The sequence below is a fragment of the Stutzerimonas kunmingensis genome, from assembly GCF_032106285.1.
Classification (GTDB): domain Bacteria; phylum Pseudomonadota; class Gammaproteobacteria; order Pseudomonadales; family Pseudomonadaceae; genus Stutzerimonas; species Stutzerimonas kunmingensis_B.
In genome coordinates, this window is the sequence record NZ_DAMCPO010000024.1 from 24,122 (window position 1) to 38,827 (window position 14,706).

A 14,706-nucleotide genomic window follows, 5' to 3' on the forward strand; every position below is an offset into this window, starting at 1 on the left:
GCCCCAGTGCTCCAGTATTGCCTCTACTCGATCTGATTTCACAGTAGCCCCTCAGCCAAATGTCACACTGCGCTATTTATAAGCCTGTAATACAGGCTGAACTAGGAATAAAAGCATTAGCCCTAAGCTGCTCCCAGTACGACGGGGCTTAGAGGGGTGCCAAGCGATGATTTGGCGAGAGGATGTCACAAAGGAGATTTTTTAAGCGATCTAATGAAACTATTCTTGAGAGGTTAGCAGGGCTCCTAGGGCGGTTTGCGAAGCAAGGCGCTGACGGTAGATTTTTGATCAGAAATGCTCAACGCTCTCTAGCGTTATCTGCTCTAGAGGGTGACCTGATGCGTGCTCGCCAAGCCTTAAAATCAGCTGTTTAACCGCTCGCTCTAACCAATCAGCCTCAATGTGCGAGAGTTCATCAAAGTCAGTGGCTTTTGCTTTACGAGCGGTCAGGGCGCTACCTCTCTCACTGCACAAGTCTCCGAGAAGATTTAGCACTGCTCTATCAACCTTGAACAGGGCACAGGCTTCAGCCCGGGTACCAGCTTGGCGCTCTAGTAGAGTCAGAATGAAATAGGCCATTGCCTGCAAAGGCTCTCGCCCGCTCCTATAGCCGACCCATCTCCGATAGGCATGCTGAGCGGACTCAGTAGCGCTGAAACACTCTGGAGGCGATGGATAGCGCCTTGCCACCAAGTGACAGCTAGCACTAGCACCGATAGTCAGCGCCGCAATGCCCTCTGCATAAATGACCTGAGGTTCTCCTGGTGGAGGCGGATCACGATCTATTACGTCAGCATGCGAGTACGAAAATCTGATCATCCCAAGATTACGCTTGAGGTCAGTTTCGATTTCCCACGACCGCAAAAATCCCTCAATGGCCTGAGAGGCCTCATGGCCACTGCAAAAATGCTCCGCAGGGGTCACCTTGAGCCCACCATCTTCCAAGGAAAACTCACCCAGGTGGTGTGAGAACACCAGGGGCTCTGGGTTTTCGTACGAAATATCGTCCGCTGAACCGACCGTAAAGTAGACCGCTTCGACGTGTGGATCTCTCACACTATCCTCCTAGCGCTGAGCAAAGACTTAGCCAACTGTACGAGAGCTTTGCGCCTTAATCATTGCGCGATCACCCAGGCCACTGCGGCTTTACCCAAGGCCAAAATTGCTTCAAACGAGAGTTCGAGCCCTTTGTCAGAAGCTACTGACTTGATGCGATCCCAAACCGGGTTACTGCGCATGATCTCCAGCAACTCATGGCCTTGCCAGGTCAACTCGGGCGCCAAAATTGCGGGCCCATCCATACTTCCCGCATCGACGGCAGTTATGAGTCCAGCCTTCCAGAGCAAAAGCGCATGCTCAGCCTTCGAAGTGTTTTCCTCGGTATCCCGATAGCTGAGCGAATAATCGAAGCTGCTCCGCTCATTGAAACCAAGCGACTCGACCTCAATCAGCACCTCACGAATAACGTCCCAATTCCGTTTCATTTAAAACTCCGAGCAGCTAGAAAGACAAACTCGCAGGGGAGTGGGCCACCAGCCGGCTCTCAAGCGCCTTGATGAAGCGGATGGAACTGGCCACATGGTTGAAGATCAATAGGCTTTCTTCGTAGTTGAGCAGTGGATTGTCATGGGCAAGGCTTTTGTTATTCCGTACGTCGTTGAAAGACTCCAGGACGGAAATACTCGACTTCACTATCCGCTCGGTCATCTCCGACTCAAAGGAGCCCGCTGCTCGCAGAGCCTTCACATACTCCCCAAAAATACTGTGTAGGGCCTTCTCTCGCGTAACCTCAATGCCCCGCTGCTGGCATAAGGTTCGGACGTACTTCACAACGAACGTATGAAGGCGATCCAGCCCGGCTTCGGGGAGATTGTTATCAATAGCGCTGCGAACCTCACGAGCGATCAACTCAAAGTCTTTCTCGTCGACAGGGGCGCTGAGCGCATCAAGCTCAACAACCGGAGCATCAAGCAGCAAACGCTGGCCAATTTTCCAACAGGTTTCAGTCAGCTCACCAATATCATCCGCACGGCATAGGCAATTCTCATCCTGGCCATACCGGATCATCTCCGCTATGACTTTGCCTACTACATGGTTCCCGTCCTTGCTCCAGAAAGCGCGCAGCCGCTTCGCTTTTGAGTTCCCTTGCTCCCTGTATTTATCCGCTTCGATATCGACGCTCGTGTGTTCGTCGAAAAAATCGCGAAAAGTACGGTCGCTAAAATTGAGAACGTACCCATCTCCCATACAGAAGAGACGTTCGAGTTTACGGCGCTCTGTTGAGCTCAAGTCAGACATCATCAATCCCCCTTTGCTGAAGGACTCCTATCTTATTGCCACAGTCGGGAACTGTGGTGTGGTCTCATCCGTCAAAAGAGGGCCATGTGCTAAGCAGATCAGGTTGCAAGACCTCTAGGTCGAAAGTCAGGCTAACAGTTGCCCAGGCTCCGTGATAACCATGCAGTCAAATATCCAACGCCGGCAGCGCCTTTACGATCTTCATCGTTTCTAGGCTCACAGTGACCACGCTCTGAAACAGCTCCAGTGGGTATTTGGGGTTGCCCATGGTTTCGGTGGCCCAGTCGTTGGCGTCGTTGACGATGCCGCTGGCCTTGTCGGTGCGCACTGCCTGGCGCTCCATCACCCAGTCCAGCGCAGCCTTCCCGTTGACCACGTAGTCCCAGGCAGCTTCGGGGATGCCTTTGAGGGTGATGCGGTGGTTGTAGATGACGGTGGTCTTGTCGCCCTTCTTGGCGAGCTTCATCTTCTCCACGCGGTAATCGGCATCGGTAAGCGTGCCCTTGGCCTCGATGGTCAGGGGGTAGGGCTCGACGGTTTCGTAGTTCAGGTGGAGATCAGCCAGGGCGCGGCCTGCTTTGCTGAATGCCCAGAAATCAGCGGCCTTCTTCACAGCCGGAATACGCGGTAGCTCCTTGCTCAGATTGTCGGCAAAGCGTTCGCGGTAGTCCGGCGAATGGAGGATGCCGTAGACGTAGTAGAAAAGGTCTTCTTTGCCGATGGACTCGCCCGGATAGGCGCTGGCAAAGTGCGCCAGACCAGCATCGGTGATGGCATCACGGCGGCGCAGTCCACCCTCACTTGGCTCGGCAAAAAGGTCGTCTTTTGAGGCTTGGGCGGCTTCATCGTAGAGATAGAGTGGGAAACTCTGCGCACCACCATCTGTTTGTAGCTCCGGCGGGGCATTCACGATCAACGCCAACTGGCTGTTCTCAGTTGGGCGCTGCTTAACCATGATGGCGATATTGTCAGCCGCCGCGTTCGGGAAAATACGCGGCATCTGGTAGACCCTCTCGTTGAAGCGACGGTTGTAATACAGCCATTGCTTAGTGAAAGGGCGGTACAGGCTAGAAATCATGCACTCGGGTTCAAAAGTGTAGAAGTTATTCCTTACAAGATCCTGTTTGACGTTATGCGTCCAACTGATACGAGTCGGGTCGGTATCAATAAATCCATCCACCTTCGCCTGCCGTGCCTTGGTATCCAGCCGCGGATGCGCCGCGTTGAAGCGCTCTACCTCGGCGTTATAGAAACCGATCATGCTGGTCATGTTGGTTGCCAGCTTGGTCTGGCTGGCGTTGTAGGCCCATGCATCGCGGTTGGTCACGACTCCCAGAGAGAAATTATCAAACAGCTTGGGCGCATCGCCCTTCTTGTCACCCAATACGATGAATTGGTTGAAGCTGTCGTCGCGCTGTTTGAGCCAGTCGCCGTGCTCATCCGGGGTGATCTGCTGCCACTGCTCGATACCTGCAACACTGCTAAAGCCTGCAATTTTCTCCAGCTTTTCCTCACGGCTAAGATAGTCACCAATGTCATGGAAATAGATCTGGCCATGAGCCTGTGCTTCAGGGTTCTTAACCAACAGGGAGATGGCAATAGGCGCGCGGCTGCCGCTGCCAAAATCTTGCCGCCTTCCTTGCGTGAGGTTTCGCCACTGGTGCGCTGGTTGCCGCGCAGATGGAACACATAGAGGCTGGAGAACTCATCGGCTAGGCACTTACGCAGACCATCTGCGGTGTTGGCTTCCAGAAATCCTGCATTGGTGACAAATCCGATGATGCCGGCATCCCCGATACGGTCACTGGCCCAGCGAATGGCGCGGATATAGCTGTCATACAGCCCTTTGGCTAGGGTGGCGTCAGAGCGTTCGGCATAGGTGGAGCGGATACGGGCATCAAGAGAGGGGTATTCGACGTTATCGTTGTTGTCGTTCTCACTCTTCTGCCCAACCGAATAGGGTGGATTCCCCACAATCACCCGGATATCCAACTGTTTCTGACGCTTACGCCGGGCGCTGTTGTCCACTAACAGGGCGTCTACCAGGTCATCCTTCTCATACATCTGAAAGGTGTCGGTCAGACAGATGCCTTCGAACGGCGTGTATTCGTCGATTACTTCGCCATGGTAGGCCGCTTCGATATTGATGGCGGCGATGTAGTAAGCCAGCAGCACCAATTCGTTGGCGTGGATTTCGTGTTTGTACTTGTGTGGCAGTTCTTCTGGCTTGATCAACCCGGATTGCAGTAAGCGGGTAATAAAGGTGCCGGTGCCGGTAAAGGGGTCGATTATATGGACGCCCTTGCTGCCCAGCGTCTGACCGAACTCCTGTTGCAGCAGGTGATTGACGCTGTGAAGGATGAAATCCACCACCTCGACCGGGGTGTAGACGATACCCAGGCGCTCAGTCATCTTGGGGAAGGCGTTGCGGAAGAACTTGTCGTACAACTCGACGATGATCTTCTGCTTGCCCTGGGCGTTATGGATACCGGCAGCGCGTTGCCGCACGCTGGCGTAGAACTTCTCCAGTGTGTCGGCTTCCTTGGCCAGGTGGTGCTCATGGAGCGCGTCCAGTACACCTTGCATGGCCTTGGACATGGGGTTGTTGCTGGCAAAGCTGTATTCATCGAACAGCGCATCGAACACCGGCTTGGTTACCAGGTGCTGGGCGAGCATTTCGACGATTTCCCCATCGCTGATGCTGTCATTGAGGTCGTCGCGCAATTCGGCGGCGAATGCGTTGAAGGCGGCCTTTTCTTGGGTGTTGACTGGGTTCTCCAATATGCCCTGGATGCGGTCGATGTGGGTGCGGGCGATCTTGGCGATGTCGTTTGCCCAGTCTTCCCAGTGGTGGCGGTTGCCACACTTATCGACGATCTTGGCGTAGATGGCTTTTTCGATTTCGCCCACTTCGTAGGTCAGCTCGGCCTGCTGGGTCAGCTGGCCTTCGGCATCATATTTCGCGCGCTTCTCGCCAATGCCGTACTGGCCTTTACCGGCCTTACCGTTGCTGGTGCCGCTGGTTTTTTTTGCCTTCTTCTCGGCCTTGTCGGTGATAGCTATGACTTCCATCTTGCGCGGGTCTGAGCCGATTAGATCGAGCTTGTTGACCATGGCATCGAAGCTGTCGTCATGGGAGCGCAGCGCCTGAAGAACCTGCCAGACCACCTTGTATGTCTGGTTGTCGTTGAGCGCTTCATGAGGCTCCATGCCCGCAGGGATGACCACTGGCAGCACCACGTAGCCACGCTTCTTGCCCGGTGCGTTGCTCATCACCCGGCCCACCGATTGCACCACGTCCACTTGGGAGTTGCGCGGGGTAAGGAAGAGCACGGCATCCAGCGCCGGCACATCCACACCTTCAGATAGGCAGCGCACATTACTGAGAATGCGGCAGGTGTTGGCTGGGGCTTCGTCCTTGAGCCAGTTGAGTTTGGCTTCCTTCTGGCTGGCATTCATGCCGCCATCGACGTGCTCGGCCTCACAGACGATGCGCGAGGCTTCGTCTATTTCCTCGGACTCCTGATAGGCCTCCACCACCGACTGGAACATGCTGGCGATGTTGATCGAGCTGACCTTGTGCTTGGTGCCCTTGTAGTTGGGCGAGATGACCTGGCAGAAGGCCACGGCGCGCTTCATTGGCTCATCATCGCCAATGAGCTGCTCGTGTAGGCCTTGCTTGGCCAGCGCCTTCCAACAGCCGACGATCTTGGCGGCGTCGTCCACTTTGAGCTGATTGTCTTCGTCCTTGAGCAAGTCCTGGAGGCGGCGACTGATGGCGCTCTCTTCGACGGTGAGTACCAGCACCTTGTAATCGGTCAGCAGTCCGCGCTGAACAGCCTCGGAGAAGTTGATGACGAACAGTTCTTTGCCGTACAGCGCCTCGTCATCCATCGAGCAGAGGGTGACTTCGCCGGACTCGGCCTTAACCTTGGCGCTGTCACCGTAGATACGCGGCGTAGCGGTCATGTACAGGCGCTTGTTGGCGCGGATGTAGTCGGCGTCGTGAACGCGCACGAAGGTGCTTTCGTCATCGTCGTCAAAGGTGGCGCCGGTGGTGCGGTGGGCTTCGTCACAGATGATCAGATCAAAAGCTGCCAGGCCGTGCTCCTGCTGGGCACGGCTGATCACCTCAATGGAGTGGTAGGTGGAGAACACCACGCTCATGTGCTCAGTATCGTGGCGTTTAAGCATTTCCGCCGCTAGGCGATCTGCCTTGGTAGTGGCCGGGTAGCGTAGTTCGTGGGCGAAGACCTGCGGGGTATCCTCATCGGCCTTGCGCTTCTTACCTACATCGCTGTCGGAGCACACGGCGAAGCTGTGGAGCGGGGTTTCACTTTCCTGCGTCCATTCGGTCAAGGTCTGCGACAACAACGACAGGCTGGGCACCAAGAACAACACACGCTTGCCCTTGCCGGCCTGCTGTTCGGCAATCTTCAAGCTGGTAAAGGTCTTGCCGGTACCGCAGGCCATGATCAGCTTGCCGCGCTCGGCATCTTTGAGGCCTGCTGCAACAGCATTCAACGCGGTTTTCTGGTGATCCCGAAGCTGCTTGCGGGCCTTGAAAGCAACAGCCTGGTTGGGCTGGTACTTGGCCCAGTCGATCTGACTGTCTTCCAGGGCTTGCAGGTCGATCTTGTTGATCGAAAGCTGCTGGCCCTGCAAAGCGTCTTCGGCATGCTCGCTCCAGTTATTGGTGGTAGCAACGATAATGCGGTGCGAGAACGGTGCCTTGCCCGAGGCGGTGAAAAAGCTATCGATGTCCTTCTTCTGGACGCGGTAGTCCTGGGCGTACAGCTTGCACTGGATGGCGTGGAACTCTCCCGTGCCCTGGGTGCGCGCTACCAGGTCGATACCAGTGTCGCGACCGTCCAGCCCCTGCTCCTTGGCCCAGTCGGCGTACATCCACACCTTGTCGTACAGGTCACGATAGGTAGCTTCGTTGCGCAGGTACGCGCAGATCAGCTCTTCAAAGTAGGTGCCTTTTTCACGCTCAGAAGCTGAAGCAGCGCGATAGATATCGAGCAGGGAGGAGAGGGCGGACATGAGGAATTCCTTTTGATTACTGCTAGCGCATATCTCTAGCGCTAAATTTTTCCAGTCTATCAATAGGCGTCTTTATGAGCAGCCAAAAGAAAACCCCAGCAGATACGAGATCTACTGGGGTTTGTCTGTGGCCACTAACTTTGGCCGAACCGCTTAACTTTGGCCGAAAGGGCAAATAACTTTGTCCGCCTCCATGGCTGGTGGCTGGTGGCTGGTGGCTGGTGGCTGGTGGCTGGTGGCTGGTGGCTGGTACATCAGCATGCGGTTCGTTTTAATGAAGCCGCAAGCGTGTCGCATCGCACTGCCCGTCAGAATGACTGCTGATGGGCGATGCTATTTTGATTGGCATGAATTGAGGCGATCCATCCGCCCCGCTGAACCTCCCAGAATTCGTCCACGCCAAAACGAGATTTTTCGCCTCTTCCTTGTAGCTTCACTACACAGCACACCTATGAAGGACTGTGTGGCTATGTCCAAAAGCCTGATCTACAAAGAAAAACCCCGGCGCTAGGCCGGGGTAGTGACAGAAATTGTCATGACAATAACTCGTTAAATCATGCCAATTAACCTGCCCGTCGACACGGAGGATCAGAAGTCCAGATTAGACACTGCCAGAGCGTTGGTTTCGATGAACTCGCGACGCGGTTCAACGGCATCGCCCATCAGGGTATTGAAGATCTGATCTGCACCAATGGCATCCTCGATCGTCACTTTCAACATGCGCCGTACGTTTGGATCCATGGTGGTTTCCCACAGTTGATCCGGGTTCATCTCGCCCAGTCCCTTGTATCGCTGAACGCTGTGGCGGCGCGTGCCTTCGGTCATCAACCACTCCAGCGCTTGCTTGAAGGTGGATACCTGCTTTTTGCGCTCGCCGCGCTGAACATAGGCTCCCTCTTCGAGCAGGCTGTTCAGCTTCTCACCGAGAGCGGTTACGGTCCGGTAATCGTTGCTGGCGAAGAAATCACGGTTGAAGGTGATGTAGCTGGCCAGGCCGTGGGAGCTGATCTCAACTTCCGGCAGCCACAGGTGGCGCTCTTTGTCTTCACGCAAGCTGACGTTGTAGATCAAACCGGAGCGTTCACCGACCTTGAGTTGCGCGCTGTACTGCTCCAGCCAGGCCTGCATCGCGGCGTGATCGGCCAACTGCTCTACTGAAACACGCGGCAGGTAGATGAAGTGCTCAGTCAACTCCAGTGGATACAGACGCGATAGGCGCTGCAGAGTTTTCATCACAGTACGGTAATCGTTGACCAGCTTCTCGAGCGCTCCACCAGAAAGGCCTGGGGCATGCTCATTGACGTGCAGGCTGGCGTCTTCCAGGGCCGACTGGGTGAGGTATTCCTCCATCGCCTCGTCGTCCTTGATGTACTGCTCCTGCTTGCCACGCTTGACCTTGTAGAGCGGCGGCTGGGCGATATATACATAGCCGCGCTCGATCAGCTCAGGCAGCTGACGGAAGAAGAAGGTCAACAGCAGCGTCCGGATGTGCGAACCGTCGACGTCGGCGTCGGTCATGATGATGATGTTGTGATAGCGCAGCTTGTCGATGTTGTACTCTTCACGCCCGATACCACAGCCCAGAGCGGTAATCAGGGTGCCCACTTCCTGGGATGAGATCATCTTGTCGAAACGCGCCTTCTCGACGTTAAGGATCTTGCCCTTGAGCGGCAAAATTGCTTGAGTCTTGCGGTTACGACCTTGCTTGGCCGAGCCACCCGCGGAATCACCCTCCACTATGTAGAGTTCGGAAAGCGCGGGATCCTTTTCCTGGCAGTCAGCAAGTTTGCCCGGCAGGCCGGCGATATCCAGAGCGCCTTTACGACGGGTCATTTCCCGAGCCTTGCGCGCAGCCTCGCGAGCACGGGCGGCATCGATCATCTTGCCGACCACGGCCTTGGCCTCGCCCGGACGCTCGAGGAGGAAATCACCGAAGTACTTGCCCATCTCCTGTTCCACAGCCGTTTTCACTTCCGAGGAAACCAGTTTGTCCTTGGTCTGCGAGCTGAACTTAGGATCCGGAACCTTCACCGAAATGATCGCAGTCAGGCCTTCGCGGGCATCGTCGCCGGTAGTGGCGATCTTGTGCTTCTTGGCCAGGCCTTCCTGCTCGATGTAGGAATTCAAGTTTCGCGTCAGCGCGGAGCGGAAGCCGGCCAGGTGAGTACCGCCGTCACGCTGAGGAATATTGTTGGTAAAGCAGAGAATGTTCTCGTTAAAGCTGTCGTTCCACTGCAGCGCCACCTCGACACCAACGCCGTCGTCACGCTGAACGTTGAAGTGAAACACCTCGTTGACGGGTGTTTTGTTTGTGTTCAGGTAAGCAACGAACGCGCTCAGACCGCCCTCGTACTTGAACAGCTCTTCCTTGGCGGTACGCTCGTCCCGCAGGACGATACCGACACCCGAGTTCAGGAATGACAGTTCGCGCAGACGCTTGGCCAGAATATCCCAGCTGAAATGAATGTTCTGGAAGGTCTCGGACGACGGCTTGAAGTGAATCTGTGTACCCGAGGTATCAGTTTCACCTACCGGAGCCAAAGGTGCCTGGGGCACGCCATGACGGTAGAGCTGTTCCCAGACCTTGCCCTCGCGGCGGATGGTCAGCATCAACTCCTCGGACAGCGCATTGACCACCGAAACACCTACGCCGTGGAGTCCACCGGATACCTTGTAGGAGTTGTCATCGAACTTACCGCCGGCGTGCAACACGGTCATGATGACCTCTGCCGCCGAAACACCTTCCTCATGGATATCCACCGGAATGCCGCGACCGTTGTCGCGAACGGTGATGGATTCATCGGTATGGATGGTGATGGAGATGTCGCTGCAATGCCCGGCCAGCGCTTCGTCGATCGAGTTATCGACGACCTCGAAGACCATGTGATGCAAACCGGTGCCGTCGTCGGTATCGCCGATGTACATGCCAGGACGCTTGCGCACTGCATCAAGGCCTTTGAGTACCTTGATGCTCGACGAATCGTACGTGTGGTTTTCGCTCATGCCTTCACTCCCGAGGGGCCGTGGATCTGGGTAATTTGCCCATGTTCCACGTGAAACATTGAGACTGGCGTCTGTTCATGCCAGCCTTCTTGCAAAATGGATGAATCTACGCAGGTGATAAACACCTGACAGTTAAGTTGCTCAAGCAACTTGCACAGCGCCAACCTATGTTGGGCGTCCAGTTCTGACGGCAGGTCGTCGACAAGATAGATGCACTGACCGCGCTTGGTTTCGCTAACCAGATGGCCCTGAGCAATACGCAATGCACACACCACCAATTTCTGCTGGCCGCGCGACAGCACTTCAGCCGCGTTGTGATTGCCAACCTTCAGTCGTAGATCCGCACGCTGCGGCCCGGATTGGGTGTGCCCTAATGACCTATCCCGTTCCAGCGAAGACGCCAGCACATCAGCCAAGGAGCGGTCTTTATCCCACCCCCTGTAATAACTCAGCTTCAGGCCGTCCAAGTCGAGCAAGGCCGCGAGGGTCGATTCAAATGCGGGTTTAAGTGCCTGAATATAGGCCCGTCGATATCCGTCAATTTCATCACTTGCCAGCGTCAGTTCCCGGCTCCAGGCCGCATCCGAAGCGCCGTCCAGTGTACCATGCCGCAGCCACGAGTTCCGTTGCCGGAGCGCCTGCTGCATGCGTAGCCAGGCTGGCATAAACCGATGTTCCACGTGGAACACGCCCCAATCAAGAAACTGCCTACGTAATTTCGGTGCGCCTTCGAGAAGGCGGAAACTATCCGGATTGATCAGTTGCAAAGGCAGCGTATCGGCAAGCTCCGCGGCTGACCTGACCCCCTGTCCATCGATACGGATCCGGACGTCACCGCTACGATCCCGGGAAACCCCCAACGCACGACTGTGCTGATCCGGCAGATCAACTTGACCAAAAACGGTGCACGCTGATTGTTCATAGGTGATGACGGGGTTCAGCCGAATGCTACGAAACGAGCGCGCCAGCCCGAGAAGGTGAATGGCTTCGAGCAAGCTGGTTTTTCCGCTACCGTTATCGCCGAAGAGGATGTTGATTCGAGAGGAGGGAGATAACGTCACCGGGTGCAGATTGCGGACCCCGGTGACGGAAAGGCGACTGAGGGACATGAAGCTGGTTTACAGACGCATCGGCATCACGACATATGCGGAATCGTCGTTATCGAACTCCTGAACCAGAGCACTGCTGTTCGCGTCAGACAGGATCAGACGCACCTGTTCGGTGGTCATCACGCCCAGCACATCCAGCAGATAGCTGACGTTGAAACCGATCTCCAACGAACTGCCGTTGTAGTCGACCGCAACCTCTTCCTCAGCTTCTTCCTGTTCGGGGTTGTTCGCCTGAATCTTCAACAGCCCACTTTCCAACTGCAGACGAATGCCGCGGTACTTTTCGTTGGAGAGAATCGCCGTGCGACTGAATGCTTCACGCAGCAACTGACGATCTCCCACCACAAGCTTGTCGCCACCACGCGGCAGCACGCGCTCATAGTCCGGGAACTTGCCGTCCACCAGCTTGGAGGTGAAGGTGAACTCGCCAGTGGTGGCGCGAATATGGTGCTGGCCCAGAACGATGCTGACCTCGGCGTCCTGATCGTTGAGCAGCCGCGCGAGCTCGAGGATACCCTTACGCGGCACGATGACCTGATGCCGATCGGGTTGCTCGATCCCCGCCTGCATCGAGCACATCGCCAGGCGGTGGCCGTCCGTCGCTACCGCGCGCAGCATTCCGCTTGAAACTTCGATGAGCATACCGTTGAGGTAGTAGCGAACGTCCTGCTGCGCCATGGCAAAGCTGCTGCGCTCGATCAGCTTGCGCAGCTTGCCCTGTTCGACGGTGAAGGAAAGCGAACCTGGGCCTTCTTCAACCGTAGGGAAGTCATTGGCCGGCAAAGTTGAAAGGGTAAAGCGGCTGCGCCCGGACTTGATAACAACCTTCTGATCATCGAGACGGATATTGATCAGCGCATCGCTCGGCAGGCTCTTGCAAATGTCCATGAGTTTGCGCGCCGGAACGGTGATCTCGCCTGGCTCGGCGGCCTCTTCAAGGGCAACACGGCCGACCAGTTCGACTTCGAGATCGGTACCGGTCAGCGACAATTGCTGTCCTTGCACCACAAGCAGTACGTTGGACAGCACCGGCAAGGTCTGACGGCGCTCAACGACGCCAGCAACCAGCTGCAGGGGTTTCAACAGGGCTTCGCGCTGAATGTAGAAATGCATGGTCTGGTCCCTTGCCTATAGATTAGGTCGCACTCAGGTTGTCAAAGTTCGCAGCAAATTTTTGTAATCTTCACGTATATCCGCGTCAGTTTCCCGTAGTTCGGCGATCTTACGGCAAGCATGCAGAACCGTGGTGTGATCCCGCCCACCGAACGCGTCGCCAATCTCAGGGAGGCTGTGGTTGGTCAGCTCCTTGGACAGGGCCATGGCCACCTGCCGCGGTCGGGCGACCGATCGCGATCGCCGCTTCGACAGCAAGTCGGAGATCTTGATCTTGTAGTATTCGGCCACGGTGCGCTGGATATTGTCGACGCTGACCAGTTTATCCTGCAACGCCAGCAAGTCCTTCAGCGATTCGCGAATCAGTTCGATCGTGATATCGCGCCCCATGAAGTGAGCATGGGCGATGACCCGCTTCAGCGCTCCTTCGAGTTCACGGACGTTCGAACGGATCCGCTGGGCAATGAAGAAAGCCGCGTCGTGGGGCAGGTCCACCTTCGCCTGGTCCGCCTTCTTCATCAGGATCGCTACACGAGTCTCAAGCTCGGGCGGCTCGACGGCAACGGTCAGACCCCAGCCAAAACGCGATTTCAGACGTTCCTCAAGGCCGTCGATTTCCTTGGGATAGCGGTCACTGGTGAGGATGACCTGCTGGCCACCTTCGAGCAGCGCGTTGAATGTGTGAAAGAACTCTTCTTGTGAACGCTCTTTTTTGGCGAAGAACTGGATATCGTCGATCAGCAGCGCATCGACCGAGCGATAGAAGCGCTTGAACTCGTTGATGGCATTGAGCTGCAGTGCCTTGACCATATCGGCCACGAAGCGCTCGGAGTGCAGGTAAACCACTTTGGCGTTGGGGTTCTTCTTCAGCAGGTGATTACCCACTGCATGCATCAGGTGAGTCTTACCCAGGCCAACACCGCCGTACAGAAAAAGCGGGTTGTAGCCATGCTTGGGATTGTCGGCAACCTGCCAGGCAGCGGCTCGTGCCAACTGGTTGGATTTGCCCTCGACGAAATTTTCGAAGGTAAACGTCCGGTTCAGGTAGCTGGTGTGCTTGAGCCCACCCTCGACCTGCACGGTACGCTCGACACGCGGCTGCTCGGGTTCACTGGTGTCAGCCGACAACGGCTCGAAGCGTGGCGCCTGCATGGCCGGCCCAGGCGCGCTTACTGCCTGCGGCTGCGGCTGTGGCTGAGCACGTGCAGCAGCAGCCGAAGGAAGAGCGGCGGATGACGTCCGTTTACTGCCTATAAGGAGAGAAAGCGCCGGAGCGATTCCGCTTGAACGCTCCGACAGCAGTTCCAACAATCGGGAAAGGTACTTTTCGTTGACCCAGTCGAGCACGAAGCGGTTGGGCGCATAGACGCGCAACTCATCACCATCGCCTTCCACCTGTAGTGGACGAATCCATGTGTTGAATTGCTGAGCAGGCAGTTCATCGCGCAAAAGCTCAACACACTGCTGCCAAAGTTCCACCGACACGGAAGCTCCTATCGACTCAGTCGAGGTAAGACGGCGGCCATTGTAACGACGCGCCCTCAGGTTATCCACAACAAACCTGAAGCGCAGGACGGAATACCCTAGGTCCGGTCATCCACTCAATGCATGGAAAAGCATTGTCGCCAAGTCTGTTGATAAATACCCCTGAGGGCAGTGGTCAAGCCTGTTCAAAAGCACTGACTAACACCGCCTGTGGATATCTTGCGTTTTAATCCCCAGCTTGCGCAGAGCCTCTGCACGGGCTGAGCACCGCTTTCGCACCAGGTTTGCATCCGCGGGAGCGTCCGTCTCCTAAGGTCTGTAGCCATCTATCCACAGAAAAGGTGCCGCACATATATAAGCATTACATCTTAAGAGCTTATATTTCTTTTCCTCTTATTTTTCATCCATGCAGGGCTGGTTGGAAATTGACCTGGCTCGATAGCTTCTCTACAATCGCCGGTCTCTTAAAAGGGGGCCATTCCGGCCCGCAATGGATCACCAGGTAAACGCACCATGAAACGCACTTTCCAGCCCAGCACCATCAAGCGCGCTCGTACTCACGGTTTCCGTGCACGTATGGCCACCAAGAACGGTCGTCAGGTTCTGTCGCGTCGTCGCGCCAAAGGCCGTAAGCGTCTGACCGTCTGATATC

General features: G+C 55.9%; 10 protein-coding genes. 1 reads left to right on the top strand and 9 read right to left on the bottom strand.

What is annotated here, in order from left to right; translation table 11 throughout:
- Window positions 1-288: 288 nt before the first annotated feature.
- The 9 genes from RT582_RS17550 to dnaA form a co-directional block, all read right to left on the bottom strand.
- Complete coding sequence (locus RT582_RS17550) at window positions 289-1,056, bottom strand: hypothetical protein (protein WP_313478873.1); 768 nt, start codon at window positions 1,054-1,056, stop codon at window positions 289-291.
- A 59-nt stretch (window positions 1,057-1,115) separates the two neighbouring features.
- Entirely contained in the window at window positions 1,116-1,484 is a 369-nt protein-coding gene (locus tag RT582_RS17555) for a DUF2513 domain-containing protein (protein ID WP_313478876.1), read from the bottom strand.
- A gap of 16 nt (window positions 1,485-1,500) precedes the next feature.
- Window positions 1,501-2,298: an abortive infection family protein gene (locus tag RT582_RS17560; RefSeq protein ID WP_313478878.1), complete on the bottom strand. Its 798-nt coding sequence runs from the start codon at window positions 2,296-2,298 to the stop codon at window positions 1,501-1,503.
- Window positions 2,299-2,464: 166 nt separating this feature from the next.
- Window positions 2,465-3,625 carry a type ISP restriction/modification enzyme gene (locus tag RT582_RS22465; RefSeq protein ID WP_376785695.1) on the bottom strand — a complete coding sequence of 387 codons (1,161 nt, stop codon included), beginning with the start codon at window positions 3,623-3,625 and terminating at the stop codon, window positions 2,465-2,467.
- Window positions 3,622-7,344 (bottom strand): DEAD/DEAH box helicase, encoded by a 3,723-nt coding sequence (locus tag RT582_RS17565; RefSeq protein WP_376785694.1) that lies wholly within the window; start codon window positions 7,342-7,344, stop codon window positions 3,622-3,624. Before RT582_RS17565 ends, RT582_RS22465 begins: the two co-directional genes overlap by 4 nt.
- A gap of 588 nt (window positions 7,345-7,932) precedes the next feature.
- The gene (gyrB, locus tag RT582_RS17570) at window positions 7,933-10,347 is read right to left on the bottom strand and encodes a DNA topoisomerase (ATP-hydrolyzing) subunit B (protein WP_313478881.1); all 2,415 of its coding nucleotides are present in this window, start codon (window positions 10,345-10,347) and stop codon (window positions 7,933-7,935) included.
- On the bottom strand, window positions 10,344-11,456 hold the full coding sequence (gene recF, locus RT582_RS17575) for a DNA replication/repair protein RecF (protein ID WP_046622222.1): 1,113 nt from the start codon (window positions 11,454-11,456) through the stop codon (window positions 10,344-10,346). Before recF ends, gyrB begins: the two co-directional genes overlap by 4 nt.
- A gap of 9 nt (window positions 11,457-11,465) precedes the next feature.
- Window positions 11,466-12,569: a DNA polymerase III subunit beta gene (gene dnaN / locus RT582_RS17580; RefSeq protein WP_278361382.1), complete on the bottom strand. Its 1,104-nt coding sequence runs from the start codon at window positions 12,567-12,569 to the stop codon at window positions 11,466-11,468.
- A 33-nt stretch (window positions 12,570-12,602) separates the two neighbouring features.
- The gene (dnaA, locus tag RT582_RS17585) at window positions 12,603-14,054 is read right to left on the bottom strand and encodes a chromosomal replication initiator protein DnaA (RefSeq protein WP_313478885.1); all 1,452 of its coding nucleotides are present in this window, start codon (window positions 14,052-14,054) and stop codon (window positions 12,603-12,605) included.
- 513 nt (window positions 14,055-14,567) lie between these two features.
- Here dnaA and rpmH point away from each other — a divergent pair.
- Window positions 14,568-14,702 (top strand): 50S ribosomal protein L34, encoded by a 135-nt coding sequence (gene rpmH, locus RT582_RS17590; protein ID WP_003290924.1) that lies wholly within the window; start codon window positions 14,568-14,570, stop codon window positions 14,700-14,702.
- Window positions 14,703-14,706 lie beyond the last annotated feature (4 nt).

Coding starts and splice junctions, on each gene's coding strand:
- recF (WP_046622222.1), bottom strand. CDS start 11,456: ATGTCCCTCAGTCGCCTTTCCGTCACCGGGGTCCGCAATCTGCACCCG.
- RT582_RS17565 (WP_376785694.1), bottom strand. CDS start 7,344: ATGTCCGCCCTCTCCTCCCTGCTCGATATCTATCGCGCTGCTTCAGCT.
- dnaN (WP_278361382.1), bottom strand. CDS start 12,569: ATGCATTTCTACATTCAGCGCGAAGCCCTGTTGAAACCCCTGCAGCTG.
- RT582_RS17555 (WP_313478876.1), bottom strand. CDS start 1,484: ATGAAACGGAATTGGGACGTTATTCGTGAGGTGCTGATTGAGGTCGAG.
- rpmH (WP_003290924.1), top strand. CDS start 14,568: ATGAAACGCACTTTCCAGCCCAGCACCATCAAGCGCGCTCGTACTCAC.
- RT582_RS17560 (WP_313478878.1), bottom strand. CDS start 2,298: ATGTCTGACTTGAGCTCAACAGAGCGCCGTAAACTCGAACGTCTCTTC.
- gyrB (WP_313478881.1), bottom strand. CDS start 10,347: ATGAGCGAAAACCACACGTACGATTCGTCGAGCATCAAGGTACTCAAA.